The sequence below is a fragment of the Sagittula sp. MA-2 genome (assembly GCF_030126985.1).
Taxonomy (GTDB): Bacteria; Pseudomonadota; Alphaproteobacteria; order Rhodobacterales; family Rhodobacteraceae; genus Sagittula.
On the sequence record NZ_CP126145.1, the window covers coordinates 4235738 to 4250812 of the forward strand.

Below are 15075 nucleotides of genomic sequence, written 5' to 3' on the forward strand. Positions count from 1 at the left end.
CATGGGTCTCGCCCTGCACGTCCGTGACCTGACTGTCGCCTCTCGCCGGGGGCGGCTTCTGCTGACGCTCCCCGCGCTTGACCTGCCCGCGGGCGGCCTTCTGGGCGTGCGCGGGCCATCGGGCGCCGGCAAGTCGACATTCCTGAACGCGTTGAGCGGTCTGCTTGATGCGAAGGGCCGCGTGCAGTGGGGCGAAACCGACATCGCCAGCCTGTCGCCGGAGCGCCGGACGGCGTTCCGCGCCGCGCAGATGGGCATGATCTTTCAGGACTTCCTGCTGTTCGAGGAGCTGTCGGCAGAGGCCAACGCCGCCCTGACCGCGCAATTCGCGCCCGCCGCCAGCCGCCCGGGCATCCTGAGCCGCGCAAGGGACCGTCTGTCCCGGCTGGCCGTCCCCTCTGGCGCGCGCACGGTAGAGAGCTTCTCGGGCGGGGAACGGCAGCGGGTTGCGGTCGCTCGGGCGCTGGCCTCCGATCCGCAGGTCATCCTTGCGGACGAGCCGACCGCCGCGCTCGACCGCACCGCGGCGGACCGGCTGGTGGCCGACCTCGTCAGCCTGTGCCGTGACGGCGGGAAGACGCTGGTGGTGGTCAGTCACGACCTGCACCTGCTGGACGCGATGGACCGCGTCGTGACCATCGAAGACGGGCAGGTGACCGGATGAGAGACCTATGGGACAGCCTGCCGGTACTGGCGCAGGACATTACGATCGCCATCGCGCTGCTCCTGCCGCTGCTGCTGATCGGCGTGCTGCTGCTGCGCGGCTTCCGCCCCTTCCCGCTGATCCGCGCGCTGCTCTGGCGGTTCCGTTGGGCGAACCTGCTGTTCGTCCTGCTGATCGCCACCTCCGTCGGCATGGGCATCGGCCTGATCGCGCAGGAACGCGGGCTGCGGGTCGGCACAGCGCGGGCGGCGTCGAAGTTCGACATGGTGGTCAGCGCGCCCGGGTCCGAGCTGACAATGATGATGGCCGCCGTCTACCTGCAGGCCAGCGACGTGCCGCTTCTGGACGGCGCCGCCTACGACCTGATCGCCAATCACCCGCAGGTGAAGATCGCCGCCCCCATCGCCTTTGGCGACAGCTATAACGGCGCGCCGGTTGTCGGGACCATCGCGGACTTCGTCACCTACCTGTCGGACGACCGGATCGAGGGCCGGCTTTTCCGGAAAAGCGGAGAGGCCGTGGTGGGTGCCGCCGCCGGGCTGAAAGTCGGCGACAGCTTCACCCCGCAACACGGGCACGGCGCCTCTGCCGACGACGAGGCGCATGAAGGGTTCAAGATCGAGGTGGTCGGCCTTCTGCCCCGGACGGGTTCCCCATGGGACCGTGCCGTGCTGATCCCGGTCGAAACCGTCTGGGAGGTGCACGGCCTTGCCAACGGCCACGCCTTCGACGAGGGGGACCGCATCGGCCCGCCCTTCGATCCGGCGCTCTTTCCCGGCACACCGGCGGTGATCGTCCGCGCCAAGGAACTGTGGGCCAACTATGCCCTGCGCTCCGAATTCACCCGCAAGGGCGAGATGATGGCCTTCTTCCCCGGCACCGTGCTCTCCAACCTCTATCGCGTCATGGGCGACGTCCGGCAGGCCATGTCGGTCATGTCCGTGGTGACGCAGGTGCTTGTCGCGGCATCGGTCCTGTTGGGGCTGTTCATCCTGTCGCGCCTGTTCCAGCGGCAACTGGCGATGCTGCGCGCGCTCGGCGCGCCCCGCCGCTTCGTCATGGCCGTTGTCTGGGGCTATGGCGTCGCACTGCTGATGGCAGGCACGGTCCTGGGCCTTGTCTTCGGCCTTGGCGCCGCATCGGTCCTGTCGCAGGTAGTGACGGCGCGCACCGACATCCTCGTGACCGCCGGTATCGGCTGGCCCGAGATCACCCTGGCACTGGCCTTCCTGTCGGCCACGTCCGTTTTGTCGCTCATCCCCGCGGTCATCGTTCTTGCCCGCCCAATCGTGGAGTCCCTACGCGCATGAAACACCTTCTTCTAGCCACCGCGCTTCTGACCACGCCGCTTGCCGCAGAGGAAACCCACCTCTTCGAGGTTGGCGGGCTTGAGGTCCTGCACCCGTGGACAAACGCGACGACCCACGATCACGCGCTGCTTTACATGGAACTCCACAACGAGGGCGACGCGCCGGTCGAGATCATCTCGGCCCGGACCGAGGATGGCGTGAACGGTCAGCTTGTGGGCTTCCGCATGGCGGACGGTGCCATGGTGGCGGACCCACTGCCCCCGATCCCGGTCGCCCCCGGTACAGAGCTGGCGCTTGAACCGGACGTGATCGCGATTTCCTTCGACGGACTCCCCGCCCCGCTGGAAGAGGGCGATCATCTGGAGATCATCCTCGAGACCTCAGCCGGAGAGCTGGCGGTCGAGGTCGCCGTGGAGGCCGCCGACGCCCGCCAGCACAGCCACGCCGGTCACAGCCACTGAGCCCGGCCGCTGCCGCATTTGACGGACGACGGACCGCTCGCGTACACCAGTCGTACACATCCGGGGAGGACAGCGATGACCGGCAGCAGAAAGACCGCGTGTCTTGAGGATCTCCGGATGCGGATCCTGAAGCTTGAGCTCGCGCCCGGTGCCGAACTGGACGAAACCCAGGTGGCCACCGCCTACGGGCTGTCACGGACGCCGCTGCGCGAGGTCTTCCAGGTGCTTGGCGGAGAGGGCTACCTGCGGCTCGAACACAATCGGGGCGCCCGTGTCGCCGCCATGGACCTTGCCGCGCTGCGCTGTCTTCTCCAGACCGGGCCGCTGTTGCTGGCGACGATGGCCCGCCAAGCCGCCGAGCACCGGGAGGAAGCCGCGCTACCGACGCTGCGCGACGCACAGGCGGGCTTTGCCGCAGCGACGGAAGAAGGCGACGCCGCCGCGGCCGCCCTGTTCAACCACAGTTTTCACACGCAGGTCGCCTGCATGGCGTCGAACCCCTACCTGATGCCGGCGCTGCGGCGCCTTCTGATCGACCACACGCGCCTGACGCAGGGCTTCTTCCAGCCGGTCAAGAAGAAGGAGAAGAAGCAGCTCAGGAAGGTGTCGCAGCACCACGCCACCCTGACCGACGCCATCGCGGCGCAGGACCCGGAGGCCGCCGTCTCGACCACGCTCCAGAACTGGGAACTGTTCCGGGAACGGATCGAGAAGCTGATGACCCCCGAGGCCCTGCCGATCTCGGTAGAGGCGGCCGCGACGACGGCCTGACGTTACTCTGCCGCGCTCACCGCCGTTGGCATGTCCGGCTGGCTGGCCGCGCTGGTCCGGTCCATAGCCGAAATACCCGTCCCCAACCCGCGCAACCGCAGGGCGTTCGTCAGGACGAACACCGACGACAGCGCCATTGCCCCCGCAGCCAGCATCGGCGACAGCATCAGCCCGGTCAGCGGATAGAACACACCGGCAGCGACCGGGATCAGCACGACGTTGTACCCGAAGGCCCAGAACAGGTTCTGGCGGATGTTGCGCATGACACGGCGGCTGACGTGGTGCGCGGTGACGACGCCGGACACCCGGCCCGAGGCCATGACCACATCGGCGCTTTCGATGGCGACATCCGTGCCGGTGCCGATGGCCAGACCGACCTCTGCCGCGGCGAGCGCCGGGGCGTCGTTGATGCCGTCGCCGACAAAGGCCACCTCGCCGAACCGCTGTTGCAGGTCGCGCAGCGCGTCCAGCTTGCCTTCCGGCAGGACCTCCGCGGTGACATGAGCGATGCCCAGGGCGCGCGCGATGGCCTCTGCCACAGGACGGGCATCGCCAGAGATCAGCGCGACCTCCAGCCCTTCCGCCTTCAGCGCGGCAACGGCGGCGCGGGCGTCGGGTTTCAGCCGGTCGGCCACGGCGAAGACGGCGGCGATCTGCCCGTTGACCGCGACAAGCACCGGCGTCTCTGCCGCCTGCGCCGTCCGGTCGAGCGCACCGGCGACCGCGGTCGTGTCGATCCCGCGCGCCGCCATCAGGCGCGGGGCACCGACGAGGATCGCGCGGCCATCCACCACCGCCTCGAGCCCCTGCCCCGGCAGCGCGGTCACGTCTTCCGGTTGCGGCGCATCGGGGGAGGCGCGCATCAGGGCCTGTGCGATGGGATGCTCGGACCCCTGCTCTGCCGAGGCGGCGAGACGCAGCACCTCATCGGCATCAAAGCCGGGCGCAGCCGTGGTGTGGCTCAACTCGGGACGGCCTTCGGTCAGCGTGCCGGTCTTGTCGAAAGCCACCAGTTTCACCGTGTCGAGCCGCTGCAGCGCGTCCCCCTTGCGGAAGAGCACACCCAGTTCGGCCGCGCGGCCGGTGCCAACCATGATCGAGACGGGCGTCGCCAGCCCCATGGCGCAGGGGCAGGCGATGATGAGGACGGACACGCCCGCGACCAGCGCGAAGGTCAGGCCCGGACCGAACACCAGCCAAGTCAGCGTCGTCAGCGCGGCCAGCACCAGCACCGCGGGCACGAACCACAGCACGACCTTGTCCGCCAGCGCCTGGATGGGCAGCTTGGCGCCCTGCGCCTCTTCGACCAGCGCGACGATGCGGGACAGCACGGTATCCTTGCCGACGGCCTCTGCCCGGTAGCGCAGCGTGCCGTTGCCGTTCACCGTACCGCCGGTCACAGCCGAACCTTCGGCCTTTTCCACCGGGGCGGGTTCGCCGGTCAGCATGGACTCATCGACGAAGGACTGCCCCGTCAGGACAAGCCCGTCCACGGCAATGCGTTCGCCGGGGCGGACAAGCAGCGTGTCGCCCTTCTGGATCTCTTCGATTGCGGTCTCGGTCATCGTGCCGTCGCGGTCGACCATGGCCGTCGCGGGCCGCAGGCCGACGAGATGGCGGATGGCAGCGCCGGTCCGGCCCTTGGCGCGCGCCTCGAGGAACCGGCCCAGCAGGATCAGCGTGACGATGACGGCGGCGGCCTCGAAATAGACGGCGCGCGCGGTCTCCGGCAGCAGCCCCGGCGCCAGAAGCGCGACCGTCGAATAGACCCAGGCCGCCAGCGTCCCGAGCGCGACAAGCGTGTTCATGTCCGGCGCGCCCTTCATCAAAAGCGGCAGGCCGATGCGATAGAACCTTCGTCCCGGCCCGATCAGGACAGCGGTGGTCAGCAGGAACTGGATCGTCCACCACGTCGTCTGGCCCAGCGTCATGGTCAGCCAATGATGGAACGGCGGGAACAGGTGTCCCCCCATCTCGCCAATGAACACCGGCAGGGTGAGCAGAGCGGCGAGGATCAGATCGCGCTTCAACCGCGCCTGCTCGACCTGCTGGCGGTCTTCGGTCGCTTCCGCATCCTGCAGGGGCTTTGCCGGATAGCCGGCCTCCGTCACGACTTTTGCCAGCGAGGGCGCATCGGTGGACCCGGACAGGCTCACGACCTCGGCGGTTTCGGTGGCAAGGTTCACGGAGGCACGCAGCACGCCCGGCTGACCGGCCAGCGCCTTTTCGACGCGCGCGGCGCAGGAAGCGCAGGACATGCCCTCGATGGCAAGGCGCGTGTGGCTCTCGGCAGCCGGATAACCCGCGGCCTTCAGCGCCGCCTGCAATGTGGCGGCCCCGGCGCTGCCGCTGACTTGCGCCGTCTTGTTCGCAAGGTTGACGGAGGCGGTGTCGACGCCTTCCGCCCCCGCAAGCGCACGCTCGGCGCGCCCGGCGCAGCCGCCGCAGTTGAGTTTCGTGACTTCGAATCGCAAATCGGTCATGGGTCTCGCCCTCCTGACCGGTCACATAAGGGTTCCAGTAAGGGGAGGGTCAATACCCTCTCGTCACCTTCCCCCGATCACGCCCGATTTCAGCCCGAACGGACCTCTGCCTCGATCTCCTTGCGGGATTTCCGGGCGCGTTCGGTGGTGGACTTGAGCTGCCCGCAGGCGGCCATGATGTCCTCTCCGCGCGGCGTGCGGATGGGCGAGGCATAGCCGGCCTTGTGCACGATGTCGGCGAAACGTTCGATCCGCGACCAGTCCGACCGCTCGTAGGGGGAGCCGGGCCATTCGTTGAACGGGATCAGGTTGATCTTGGCCGGGATGCCCGCGATCAGCTTGACCAGCCGCCGCGCGTCCTCGTCGCTGTCGTTCACGTCTTTCAGCATCACGTATTCGAACGTGATCCGTTCGGAATTCGACAGCCTCGGATATTCCCGCAGCGCGTCCAGCAGCGTCGCGATGTTCCAGCGCTTGTTGATCGGTACCAGCTTGTCGCGGACCTCGTCGGTCGTGGCGTGGAAGGACACCGCCATCAGGCAGCCGATCTCTTCGGCGCACTTCGCGATCTCCGGCACCACGCCGGAGGTCGACAGCGTGATCCGGCGGCGCGACATGGACAGGCCTTCGTGGTCCATCGCGATCTTCATCGCGTCGCGCACGTTGTCGAAGTTGTAGAGCGGCTCGCCCATGCCCATCAGCACGATGTTGGACAGAAGGCGCGGCCCCTGATCGCCCGTGCCGGTGCCCGGCTCGGGCCACTCGCCAAGGTCGTCGCGCACCAGCATGATCTGACCGACGATTTCCCCGGCGGTCAGGTTGCGGACCAGCTTTTGCGTGCCGGTGTGGCAGAACGAACAAGTCAGGGTGCAACCCACCTGAGAGGAAACGCAGAGCGTACCGCGATCTTCCTCGGGGATGTAGACCGTCTCGACCTCGTGGCCTCCCGCGATGCGGACAAGGTACTTGCGCGTGCCGTCGGCCGAGACCTGCTTCGACACGATCTCCGGCAGGGAAATCTCGAAAGTGGCGGCCAGTTTCGCGCGGTAGTCCTTCGCAAGGTTGGTCATCGACTCGAAGTCGCGGACGCCCCAGAAGTACACCCACTGCCAGACCTGGTTGACCCGCATCTTGGCCTGTTTCTCGGGCGTGCCCATGGCCAGAAGCGCATCACGCAGCACGGCCCGGGTCAGGCCGACCAGGTTGATCTTGCCGCCTTCCGGCAGCTTGCGCGGGATCGTCACGAGATCCTGAGTGATGGGTGCGTCAGACATTAGAGGCGTCCTTCGGATAACAAGCGGCCTGTATACAGGATTCGGGCGGAATTTCCATGGCCTTTGGCGCAACTGCGTCCGGCCCCGCCCCGATCCATGCAGACCTGTGGTGCGCTTCGCGGATTACAACCGCCGGCGGCACCTGACCCTCAGGTCTTTGCCGGAAAAAGGAAAGGGCCGGGCGTCCTGTCCCGGCCCTTCTTGACCCCATCACGCCAATGTCAGGCGGCTTCGTTCAGGACGGCGTGGGTCTGGCTGCGCCGCTCGGAATAAGCCCGGGCGGCGGAAACGAGTGCGCGGAAGATCGCGCGTTGTCTGTGTGCGTAAAACAGGTGCTCGGGGTGCCACTGAACACCCAGCGCAAAGGGATCGCTCTCCCGTTCGATGGCCTGCACCATGCCGGCGGTGTCGCGGGCACTGACGCGCAGCCCCTCCCCCAGCTTGTCGACGGCCTGCGTGTGCAGGGCGTTCACCTTCATCGGCTGTTCACCGACGTAGCGGGCGAGCTGGGTCTCGGCCACGACGCAGACCTCCCGCTTGGGCAGGATCGTCTTGATCATCGGGGAGTCGCTGAAGGTCTCCCACGCGTTTTGATCCAGCGTGCCGCCAAGCGCGACGTTCAGCATCTGCGCCCCGCGGCAGATGCCGAGGACGGGGATGTTGTCCTGCATGGCCTGCGCGGCAATGGCGGCTTCAAAGCGGTCGCGTTCGCGGTCCAGCCGGGCCGATACGCCGATCTTCCCGCCGTAGAGTTCCGGCGCGATGTCGTCGCCGCCACCGATGATGACGCCATCCACCGCGGCCAGGTCCGAAGGCCGACCCGCGCCCCAGCGCACGCCGCGCGCACCCGCAAGCCAAAGGTTGAGGTTCACCAGCGGATAGATCCGCCATCCCGAACGCGAAGACGTGGTCACACCGATCAGGGGGCGGCTCATTGCACCGCCTCCGGCTCTGATACGTCGTTGCTCTGGAACAGTTTCGAGACGCGTTCGGCCCAGCGGCCTTCGGCACCCGGAAGGTAATGGTTGTGCTCGAGCCACGCCGTCCGAAGGGTATCCAGCATGTGCGCGTCATTGGCGACATGCTCCACCCGCGCCCAGAGGTTCCACGGCCGCGCCAGCGACCAGCCCTCTTCGTCGATCCGGCAATCCGGCAGGCGGAAGTGGAACGTCGGACGCGCCGACAGCTTGCTTTGCGCAGGGAAGATGCGGTCGAACAGTGCCCGGTCGTGATGCGCGAAAAGCGGCATCAGGTCGAGCCCGTGGTTGCGCGACGAGATATGCCGCGCCGCGACGGACATCAGGTCCCTCAGGGTCGATGGCTGGTCCTTCACCAGTTGCGTGACGAAGGCATGCGGCCATGTCTCGATGAACGGCATCAGCCGGCGCGTCATGTCCAGGTCTTCCGCCCGGCGCAGCCACGGTTCCAGCAGCCCGAAGGCGGTGATGGTGTTCAAGGTCTGCGGATCGTCCGCGCCCACGATCTCCGGGTTAAGGTGCACGCCGAAACCCAGCAGCACGCCCGCCCGGGACCCCCTCGCGCCGCGATGGCGCAGCTCGTCCAGAAGCGCGCCGAGGCGGATGACTTCCTTGCGGGTCAGCGGTTCGGTGATGATCTCGACGGGGACCACGGCCTTCGCCATGTTCAGGCCCCGCTCCAGCAGAGGGATGTCCTTCTTGCGCAGCGAAATGTCCAGTTCGACCCGGATGTCGCCCAGCTCGGTGCCTTCGACGGTCAGTTCGTGGGAGTGCGGTGCGGTCGCAGTGCCGCCAAGGAATTCAGCGACGATTTCGCCGGTCTGCACTTCGCCCAGGCCGGAGAACTCGACTTCGACGCCCGTCTTGCGTTCGTCACCGTCACGTGTCGTGCGGTGCGGCAGGCTGGCGTAGCTGTCGGTCATCGTCCCTCGGAGTTTTTTCGCTGGATAAGCGTGTTTTCAGAAGGGCAACGCGCGCCCCTTGAACATGGTTCCCCGAAGATTGCTTGTCAGGCGCTTCTGAACATCTTCGACTCCGCCGACGTGAAGGACATCTTGCCCATCAGCGTGACAGTCCAAACCAGCAACGGCAGCGATACGATGCCGCCGATCGGACCCCAGAGCCACAGCCCGAAGAGGATCGACAGGAACACGACAAGCGGGTTGAGCCGGAGTTGCTGGCCGACCAGGGACGGCGTGACAAACTGCGCTTCGATCATGTTCAGGCCCAAGTAGGCCAGCGGCGGCAGCAGGATCGAGGCGCCGGAATAGTTCATGACACCCGCGACCAGCAGCGAGGCCAGCAGCACGATCGGTCCGAGGTAGAGCACGAAGTTCAGCAGGAACGCCGCGCCGCCCCAGAGCATCGCGTTCGGAAGTCCGATCAGCATCATCGCACCGAACACCGCCAGCCCGAGCCCGGCGTTGATCGCCGTCACCGTGATGAAATAGTGCGACACGGCCTTGTCGGCCTGCTTCAGCTTGCCCGCCTGCCGGGGAAAGACATTGTAAATGTCCTCTCCGGTCAGCACGAAGAAGAAGAGAGTGCCGAGGAAGATCAGTGACTGCGCGGCAAAGTTGGGCGCCATCCACAGCGCATCCACCAGGCTGGGCATGGCCTGCTTGACCGCTTCCTCGCCGCCTTCGGACAGGGTTTCCTCGATCTCGCGGCCGATGCTGTCGACGCCGCGCACAAGGCGGATCGCCTCGTCCATCCATTCGCGGATCTCGCGCTGGATCTTCGGCATCTGCTCGGCCAGCCCCGACAGGACGGGACCGAGCGCCGAGATCAGCAGGACAAGAAGCACGACCGCGATGACCAGCGCCAGCGCCGCGCTGAGCGAGCGCGGCACGCCGAAACGGCTGAGCCGGTTGACGACCGGGGCAAGCACGACGCCCACCACCAGTCCAAGGGCCACAGGCGCGGCGAAGTCGCTCGCCAGCCTGAGACCGGCGATGAGTGCCACAGTTGCCATGATCGCCAGAGCGGTGACGACCACCTTGGTCTGCGTGTAGGACCAGGTGGTTTCCATGTTCAAATGCGCTCCGGAGGTGAGGGATGATGGGGGGCCGGGTCCCGGGGGAACCGGTTTTCGTCCGGTGCTACGGCTTCGGCCACATTGGGCTCGTCCACACGTGCAGGCATGTCTTCGGGCGCCTCGGGGTCTTCTTCGCCCTCGTGCTCCTGACCGGACATGAAATAGCTTAGCGCGGCGCTGAGGCCGGCAACCGCCACGGCAGAGACCAGCGGATGATGCTTCGGGAACCCTGCCAGTTTGCGGGCCGTGCTCGGCTTTGGGCGGGACGCCTCGATCTCTTCCTGAAGGGCGATGGCGTCCAGCCGCTTGGCGACGACGCGGCGGCGCGCCTGCGGGTCGAGGTGGTCGAGCCCGTCGTACAGCGACAGGCGCAGATACTCGGCGCTGACACCGCCCGGGATATCGTCCTCATCCTTGCCCTTGTCCTTGCCGCTGGGCATCAGCGTATAGGCCAGCCCCGCCCCGATCAGCGCGGCGGCCCAGGGATGACGCTTCGCCGTCTCCAGCGCACCGGCCGCGGCACCTGCGCCCTCGTCAGACGTCAGGATGCCGTCGGGGCCGGTCAGGCTCGGCAGTTTGGCGGATTCACGAAGACCGTTCATCGCGTCGGCGAGGTTGGCGCGGTGCTGCGCGGCCTCCCGTTCCAGCTCTTCAATCCGTCGGCGCATTGCGGAACTCCCCTGCCGCGTCGAGATCGGCGCGGATGTTGTTGAGTGTGCGCGTCGGCACGATGGAGCCGGGGTTGACCCGCCGCTTGCCGACAAGCCCGACGATGACGGCGAGGATCAGCAGCACGAGGCCCACGGCCAGCACGGACCACAGCATCGGAACGCCCGCCTCGTAGAGCGCGATGGTCGCCGCCGCCGCAAGGGTCATGAATGCGACAAGGGCAAGGATCGCGGCCACCACGAGGAAGCCGATCCCTGATCCCATTTTGCTGAAGTTGTGACTGATTTCCGCCTTCGCAAGTTGCGCTTCCACATGGATCAGGGCGCGTATTTCATGCAGCGCCGCAGAAATGTAGGACGGGATCTGGCCAATTCCGGTTTCCCGTTCGCTCATTGAACAGCTCCGGTCATTCGTGTCGAGGCCTGGGGCGTGATCTGGCAGGCACCCTGCGCGGCATTCAATGCCGGATGATTGGAAACGCGGGTGCGGATGTCCGAGAGACCGGGTTCATACCTGCGTCCGGGCAAATGCGTTGCACCGGCAGATCTGCCGGGCGCTGCCCGCGGACGAAGCTGTTTTGGCCGTGATGACATCGTGTCCCCTGAAATTCTCTTATTGATATGGCAGATAAGGTTGCGGCGGGCACGTTTCGCGTGCCCGCTGCGCAAGTTGCGTCAGCGACGCGACTTGAGGATCATGCCCAGCACAAGGCCGACACCGGCCGCACCAAGAAGGGCGGTGGTGGGGTTGCTGCGGACGTAGGCTTCGATCTGACCGTGGCGCTCGGCAAGTGCGAGGCGGCCCTCGGCAACAGCCTGACGGCCACGCTCCTGCGCGGTCTCGTAGGCGTGGCGACCCTCGGCGCGGGCGCGATCATATGCGTCGGACGCGGTGTCGCGTGCCTCTGCATAGGCTTCCTCGACAGAAGCACGTGCGTGACGCGCTGCGTCCTTTGCGTGCTGCTGGGCCTTGTCGAATTCCTTCTCCTTGGCCGAGCCGTTCGGGAGATCGGACGAAACAGTATGCGGTGCTGTATTAGCCATGGTTGAAGCTCCTTTCGCCGTACAAACGTGCAGAACGATGGAAGGTTCCTGACTCTATTTGCGGAACCTTCCCGGTTGACAGGGGTTTGATAGGCAGAACCAAGCACATCAAAGGAGTATCAAAATGCTGTACTGGGCTCTGCTCTTTTTTGTTGTTGCGATCATCGCCGGCGTCTTTGGTTTCGGTGGCATCGCATCGGCGTCCGCCGGGATCGCACAGGTCCTTTTCGTCATCTTCCTGATCCTGTTCGTGGTGGCAATGGTCGCCCGGGCGCTTCGCGGCCGCACGCCGTAACAGAGCATTGAATTTATTAATGACAACAACCAGCCCGGGCACGTCCCGGGCTGGTTTCTTTTGTCGCGCGCATCATATATCGTTTTCCAGCAATTGCGCAGCCTGAAGCGCAAGCAAACCTCCGCCTGTATCCCTTTGCACCCCTCATACCGCTCCAAACCGATTTGTGCATGGTCGGAAATTTGTTAGAGGGGTCCGATGTATTTTCTGCCCGAAGGTCGCGCCACCGAATGGACACCAAAGTAAATTCCGACGTTTCCAGTGCCGTCTCGACGAACGCGTCGACCCACTCTGACCGGCTCTCCGATTCGCGGCGGCTGGATGCGCTGGCGATGACCGATGTCATGTCCCCGGATACCGACGAGGCGCACGAGCGCTGCGTGCGCCTGGCCAGCCGCATCCTGAAGGCCCCGGTCAGCCTCGTGTCCTACGTCGACAGCGAACGCCAGTTCTTCAAGGCGCAATGCGGCCTCAGCGGCCCTTTCGCCGAAGAGCGCGGCACACCCCTGACCCATTCGTTCTGCCAGTACGTCGTGACCTCCGACCAACCGCTGGTGGTCCGCGACAGCCGCGAGGATCCCATTCTCTCCCATAACGCGGCGGTGGAGGATCTGGGCGTGGTCGCCTACCTCGGGGTGCCGGTGCATGCGCCCTCGGGCGAGGTTCTGGGATCGTTCTGCGTCATCGACACCGTGCCGCGCGAATGGACCGCCGAGGACCTCGCCGCTCTCGAAGACCTGGTCGCGATGCTAGAGGCGGAACTCACGCTTCGTCAGGGCGCGCATGAACGCGAGATCCTGCTGCAGGAAATGAGCCACCGCATCAAGAACCTGTTCTCTCTGGTGTCGAGCATGGTGCGGCTGGAACGGCGGCGCTGGGACACGCCGCGCGAACTGGCCGACAGCATCATCGCCCGCGTCGACGCCCTGAGCGTGGCGCATGACATGATCGTGCCCGTGGTCGAGGCCACGAAAACCGGCGACGGGGAGCGCGCGAAACTCGGAGAGCTGCTGTCAAAGGTCCTTGCGCCCCATACCTCCGAGGCGCGGATCACCCTTACCGGCGATGCGACCACCATTGGCCCGAAGGCCGTCGCCTATGTCACGCTCGCGGTGCATGAGCTTGCGACCAATGCCGCGAAGTACGGCGCGCTGTCGGTGGACGACGGGCGTCTGGATCTGCGCTGGCTTGCGGACGACAAGAACCTGGTGCTGGACTGGCTGGAAACCGGCCACGTCTGGACCGAGGCCGCGCTTGGCGGCGGCGGGTTCGGGTCACAATTGCTGAAAATCTCGATCGAAGGGCAGTTGAACGGCACGCTCACGACCGAGGTGGCCGACGACAAGTTCACGCACAGGATGACCCTGCCGCTCGAACGATTGGAATTCTGAAGGATGTGTGCGCGACAGGCACGGCCCATGACCGTGCCTGTCCGGCAGGCCGTTTCAGACCCGCAGCGTTTCCGTCGACGAGAAGAACATCGCCTGGCTCACCGCCGAGCGGACCTGTTCTTCCGTGTAGGGTTTCGCGATCAGGAACGCGGGCTCCGGGCTTTCGCCGGTCAGCAGACGCTCCGGGAATGCGGTGATGAAGATCACCGGGATCGAGGCGTTCTCGCCAAGGATCTTGTTGACCGCGTCGATGCCGCTGGACAGGTCGGCCAGCTGGATATCCGACAGGATCAGGTCCGGCTGCTCTTCGCCGAACAGCTTGAGGGCTTCGGTCTCGGTCTTGGCGATGCCGGTGACCTGGTGGCCCATGTCGCCCACGATGCTTTCGAGGTCCATGGCGATGATCGCCTCGTCCTCGATGATCATGATCTTGCCGGAAACCGACTTCGCCATCTCGGTGTAGGCGATGTCGACCAGTTCCTTGGCTTCTTCCGGCGAGGTGTTGAGAACCTCACCGACCTCGACGAAGTCCATTTCCTCGATGGTGTGCAGCAGCAGGGCCTCGCGCGTGTCGCGGGTCAGCCGCGAGAGGTGCTTCTGCGCCTTCGCCGCAAGGCCGGAATCTCCGTCGGACAGCGCGCCGCCTGTGCTGTTCCAGATCGTCTGGAACACCTTGAACAGCGCCACCTTCGGCGAGATCGAACGGTCAAAGCCATCGAAGTCGCTCAGGATCGCCTCAAGAGTGGCAGCCGCGTAATTGTCCCCCTGTTCCTGAGAACCGGTCAGCGCCCGGGCGTAGCGGCGCAGGTAGGGAAGGTTGCTGCCGATCACACTCGTCAGGTCCGAAGGTTGCGAAGTGGTCATCGTCCGATATTCCATCCATTTTTTTTCGTCATCCTGGGAACCAAACGCCGCAAACCGGGTTACGTTCCTGCCATCGACAAAAAAACTGTGTACGCACGCCGACATGAATCAGGAACGGAAAACTTCAAGAGTGCAGCGAGAAATTGATGAAAACCTGAAGCGGGCATACGGAGATATGACCAAGGAAGAGGTGCCCGATCGGTTCACCGACCTCCTTGCGAAGCTCCGTGCGGCGGAGTCTTCCGACACGCCCGCTGGAAAAAGAGGTGACAATGCCCAGTCGTGACCCCCGCGACGAGCTTGTCGAGCATCTCGGAGCTATGCGCGCCTTCGCGATGAGTCTTACCGGAAACTCGGCTCTTGCCGATGACATGGTGCAGGACTCACTCGTAAAGGCGTGGAGCAAGATCGAGACATTCGAGCGCGGCACAAACCTGCGTGCCTGGCTCTTCACCATTTTGCGGAACACGTACTATTCCCACCATCGCAAGGCGCGCCGCGAGGTCAGCGACCCTGATGGCGTGTTCGCCGCAAATCTGGCCCAGAAGCCGGATCACGACGGTCGCCTGCAGATGCGCGACTTCAATACTGCCTTCGCCCTTCTGTCCGACGAACAAAGAGAAGCTCTTGTCCTTGTCGGCGCGGAAGGTTTTTCCTACGAGGAGGCTGCCGAGACCTGTGGCGTCGCTGTCGGCACGGTCAAGAGCCGGGTCAACAGGGCGCGTGCAAGACTGGCCGAGCTCATGGGGCTTGGTGACGAAGAAAATCTGGAGCTGACAGACAGCGTCACGACGGGGATCGTTTCGTCGCAACCCCACGCGGTTTGAAAAGCAAC

Annotated in this window: 17 protein-coding genes; 8 read left to right on the forward strand and 9 right to left on the reverse strand. The window is 65.5% G+C overall.

Annotated elements, in window-relative coordinates; all coding sequences use genetic code 11:
* Position 1: 1 nt before the first annotated feature.
* The 4 genes from QNI11_RS20675 to QNI11_RS20690 all read left to right on the forward strand — a co-directional run bounded on the left by QNI11_RS20675 (position 2) and on the right by QNI11_RS20690 (position 3206).
* Positions 2–664, forward strand: coding sequence for an ABC transporter ATP-binding protein (locus QNI11_RS20675; RefSeq protein WP_283981583.1), 663 nt, complete (start codon positions 2–4; stop codon positions 662–664).
* Positions 661–1974, forward strand: a complete 1314-nt coding sequence (locus tag QNI11_RS20680; protein ID WP_283981584.1) for an ABC transporter permease — start codon at positions 661–663, stop codon at positions 1972–1974. The genes QNI11_RS20675 and QNI11_RS20680 overlap by 4 nt, the downstream gene beginning before the upstream one ends.
* On the forward strand, positions 1971–2435 hold the full coding sequence (locus tag QNI11_RS20685; protein WP_283981585.1) for a copper chaperone PCu(A)C: 465 nt from the start codon (positions 1971–1973) through the stop codon (positions 2433–2435). The genes QNI11_RS20680 and QNI11_RS20685 overlap by 4 nt, the downstream gene beginning before the upstream one ends.
* 75 nt (positions 2436–2510) lie before the next feature.
* Positions 2511–3206, forward strand: a complete 696-nt coding sequence (locus QNI11_RS20690; RefSeq protein WP_283981586.1) for a GntR family transcriptional regulator — start codon at positions 2511–2513, stop codon at positions 3204–3206.
* 2 nt (positions 3207–3208) lie between these two features.
* On the opposite strand, the gene QNI11_RS20695 is transcribed toward QNI11_RS20690, so the two are convergent.
* The 8 genes from QNI11_RS20695 to QNI11_RS20730 all read right to left on the reverse strand — a co-directional run bounded on the left by QNI11_RS20695 (position 3209) and on the right by QNI11_RS20730 (position 11690).
* A complete protein-coding gene (locus tag QNI11_RS20695) occupies positions 3209–5689 on the reverse strand; it encodes a heavy metal translocating P-type ATPase (protein WP_283981587.1) in 2481 nt (826 codons plus the stop codon).
* 89 nt (positions 5690–5778) lie between these two features.
* Entirely contained in the window at positions 5779–6963 is a 1185-nt protein-coding gene (gene rlmN / locus QNI11_RS20700; RefSeq protein ID WP_283981588.1) for a 23S rRNA (adenine(2503)-C(2))-methyltransferase RlmN, read from the reverse strand.
* A gap of 221 nt (positions 6964–7184) precedes the next feature.
* Positions 7185–7898 carry a gamma-glutamyl-gamma-aminobutyrate hydrolase family protein gene (locus QNI11_RS20705; RefSeq protein WP_283981589.1) on the reverse strand — a complete coding sequence of 238 codons (714 nt, stop codon included), beginning with the start codon at positions 7896–7898 and terminating at the stop codon, positions 7185–7187.
* Positions 7895–8863, reverse strand: coding sequence for an amidoligase family protein (locus tag QNI11_RS20710; protein WP_100928569.1), 969 nt, complete (start codon positions 8861–8863; stop codon positions 7895–7897). The genes QNI11_RS20705 and QNI11_RS20710 overlap by 4 nt, the downstream gene beginning before the upstream one ends.
* A gap of 86 nt (positions 8864–8949) precedes the next feature.
* Positions 8950–9972, reverse strand: coding sequence for an AI-2E family transporter (locus QNI11_RS20715; protein ID WP_283981590.1), 1023 nt, complete (start codon positions 9970–9972; stop codon positions 8950–8952).
* A 2-nt stretch (positions 9973–9974) separates the two neighbouring features.
* The gene (locus QNI11_RS20720) at positions 9975–10646 is read right to left on the reverse strand and encodes a hypothetical protein (protein WP_283981591.1); all 672 of its coding nucleotides are present in this window, start codon (positions 10644–10646) and stop codon (positions 9975–9977) included.
* On the reverse strand, positions 10630–11040 hold the full coding sequence (locus QNI11_RS20725; RefSeq protein WP_283981592.1) for a phage holin family protein: 411 nt from the start codon (positions 11038–11040) through the stop codon (positions 10630–10632). Before QNI11_RS20725 ends, QNI11_RS20720 begins: the two co-directional genes overlap by 17 nt.
* 281 nt (positions 11041–11321) lie before the next feature.
* Positions 11322–11690, reverse strand: coding sequence for a YqjD family protein (locus QNI11_RS20730; protein WP_100928573.1), 369 nt, complete (start codon positions 11688–11690; stop codon positions 11322–11324).
* Between the two features lie 124 nt (positions 11691–11814).
* Between QNI11_RS20730 and QNI11_RS20735 the strand changes: the two genes are divergently transcribed.
* Complete coding sequence (locus QNI11_RS20735; protein ID WP_005858327.1) at positions 11815–11985, forward strand: DUF1328 domain-containing protein; 171 nt, start codon at positions 11815–11817, stop codon at positions 11983–11985.
* A 230-nt stretch (positions 11986–12215) separates the two neighbouring features.
* Positions 12216–13376: a GAF domain-containing protein gene (locus tag QNI11_RS20740; RefSeq protein WP_283981593.1), complete on the forward strand. Its 1161-nt coding sequence runs from the start codon at positions 12216–12218 to the stop codon at positions 13374–13376.
* Between the two features lie 54 nt (positions 13377–13430).
* Here the strand turns inward: QNI11_RS20740 and QNI11_RS20745 are convergent, their stop codons facing one another.
* Positions 13431–14240 (reverse strand): response regulator, encoded by an 810-nt coding sequence (locus QNI11_RS20745; protein WP_100930907.1) that lies wholly within the window; start codon positions 14238–14240, stop codon positions 13431–13433.
* Positions 14241–14343: 103 nt separating this feature from the next.
* Between QNI11_RS20745 and QNI11_RS20750 the strand changes: the two genes are divergently transcribed.
* Both QNI11_RS20750 and QNI11_RS20755 read left to right on the forward strand, forming a co-directional pair.
* Entirely contained in the window at positions 14344–14526 is a 183-nt protein-coding gene (locus tag QNI11_RS20750; RefSeq protein ID WP_100928575.1) for a NepR family anti-sigma factor, read from the forward strand.
* Positions 14513–15067, forward strand: a complete 555-nt coding sequence (locus tag QNI11_RS20755; RefSeq protein WP_100928576.1) for an RNA polymerase sigma factor — start codon at positions 14513–14515, stop codon at positions 15065–15067. Before QNI11_RS20750 ends, QNI11_RS20755 begins: the two co-directional genes overlap by 14 nt.
* Positions 15068–15075 lie beyond the last annotated feature (8 nt).

What these genes read in the sequence shown, in the direction of transcription:
- QNI11_RS20755 (WP_100928576.1), top strand. Translation starts at nt 14,513, where the DNA reads ATGCCCAGTCGTGACCCCCGCGACGAGCTTGTCGAGCATCTCGGAGCT.
- QNI11_RS20740 (WP_283981593.1), top strand. Translation starts at nt 12,216, where the DNA reads ATGGACACCAAAGTAAATTCCGACGTTTCCAGTGCCGTCTCGACGAAC.
- QNI11_RS20680 (WP_283981584.1), top strand. Translation starts at nt 661, where the DNA reads ATGAGAGACCTATGGGACAGCCTGCCGGTACTGGCGCAGGACATTACG.
- QNI11_RS20690 (WP_283981586.1), top strand. Translation starts at nt 2,511, where the DNA reads ATGACCGGCAGCAGAAAGACCGCGTGTCTTGAGGATCTCCGGATGCGG.
- QNI11_RS20685 (WP_283981585.1), top strand. Translation starts at nt 1,971, where the DNA reads ATGAAACACCTTCTTCTAGCCACCGCGCTTCTGACCACGCCGCTTGCC.
- QNI11_RS20735 (WP_005858327.1), top strand. Translation starts at nt 11,815, where the DNA reads ATGCTGTACTGGGCTCTGCTCTTTTTTGTTGTTGCGATCATCGCCGGC.
- QNI11_RS20705 (WP_283981589.1), bottom strand. Translation starts at nt 7,898, where the DNA reads ATGAGCCGCCCCCTGATCGGTGTGACCACGTCTTCGCGTTCGGGATGG.
- QNI11_RS20675 (WP_283981583.1), top strand. Translation starts at nt 2, where the DNA reads ATGGGTCTCGCCCTGCACGTCCGTGACCTGACTGTCGCCTCTCGCCGG.
- QNI11_RS20725 (WP_283981592.1), bottom strand. Translation starts at nt 11,040, where the DNA reads ATGAGCGAACGGGAAACCGGAATTGGCCAGATCCCGTCCTACATTTCT.
- QNI11_RS20710 (WP_100928569.1), bottom strand. Translation starts at nt 8,863, where the DNA reads ATGACCGACAGCTACGCCAGCCTGCCGCACCGCACGACACGTGACGGT.
- rlmN (WP_283981588.1), bottom strand. Translation starts at nt 6,963, where the DNA reads ATGTCTGACGCACCCATCACTCAGGATCTCGTGACGATCCCGCGCAAG.
- QNI11_RS20720 (WP_283981591.1), bottom strand. Translation starts at nt 10,646, where the DNA reads ATGCGCCGACGGATTGAAGAGCTGGAACGGGAGGCCGCGCAGCACCGC.
- QNI11_RS20750 (WP_100928575.1), top strand. Translation starts at nt 14,344, where the DNA reads ATGAATCAGGAACGGAAAACTTCAAGAGTGCAGCGAGAAATTGATGAA.
- QNI11_RS20695 (WP_283981587.1), bottom strand. Translation starts at nt 5,689, where the DNA reads ATGACCGATTTGCGATTCGAAGTCACGAAACTCAACTGCGGCGGCTGC.
- QNI11_RS20745 (WP_100930907.1), bottom strand. Translation starts at nt 14,240, where the DNA reads ATGACCACTTCGCAACCTTCGGACCTGACGAGTGTGATCGGCAGCAAC.
- QNI11_RS20730 (WP_100928573.1), bottom strand. Translation starts at nt 11,690, where the DNA reads ATGGCTAATACAGCACCGCATACTGTTTCGTCCGATCTCCCGAACGGC.
- QNI11_RS20715 (WP_283981590.1), bottom strand. Translation starts at nt 9,972, where the DNA reads ATGGAAACCACCTGGTCCTACACGCAGACCAAGGTGGTCGTCACCGCT.